Annotated in this window: 2 protein-coding genes; both read right to left on the bottom strand. The window is 29.6% G+C overall.

What is annotated here, in order from left to right; all coding sequences use genetic code 11:
* Nucleotides 1–82: 82 nt before the first annotated feature.
* Nucleotides 83–304 carry a hypothetical protein gene (locus FDW96_RS02860; RefSeq protein ID WP_137365193.1) on the bottom strand — a complete coding sequence of 74 codons (222 nt, stop codon included), beginning with the start codon at nt 302–304 and terminating at the stop codon, nt 83–85.
* A complete protein-coding gene (locus tag FDW96_RS25680) occupies nt 301–426 on the bottom strand; it encodes a hypothetical protein (protein WP_373562167.1) in 126 nt (41 codons plus the stop codon). Before FDW96_RS25680 ends, FDW96_RS02860 begins: the two co-directional genes overlap by 4 nt.
* Nucleotides 427–439 lie beyond the last annotated feature (13 nt).

Genomic DNA, 439 nt, shown 5'->3' with positions numbered 1-439 from the left:
GTTGCGTACGTAGTTGTCAAGCGTTTGTTTAATTTTAAGTTTTTTATGCAATTCTCTTAGTGTTGTCATTTATTCCCCTTTACTATTTAAGTGATATTGATAATAGTCCATTTTCGTACGAAAAAGAATTAACTTCCTCATTATCTTCAATAAACATGAGTAAATCTTCTTCTAAATCAGAAATATTATCCATGTCTTTTATATCAAGAATAGCATTTCCTGAAAATATCCCGAAGTAAATTTTTATTTGTTCCACTATATTTTCATTTAAAGCCATGCTTCTAGTTAGCGTTTTAACTTTCAATTTAATACTCCATCATATATTTTACCAAACTTCAAAGCGTTAATTTTAACTAACTGTTTCAAGTCTGATATGAATTGCTGTTCTCCGTCGAAGTCAAATGGCATTGATACGTTTTCCTTGATCCAAGTGAAAGCT

The sequence above is a fragment of the Citrobacter sp. TBCS-15 genome (assembly GCF_005280815.1).
GTDB lineage: Bacteria > Pseudomonadota > Gammaproteobacteria > Enterobacterales > Enterobacteriaceae > Citrobacter > Citrobacter werkmanii.
The sequence above is the reverse complement of the archived record's forward strand: the minus strand, read 5'-3'. Positions and strand labels throughout refer to the sequence as shown.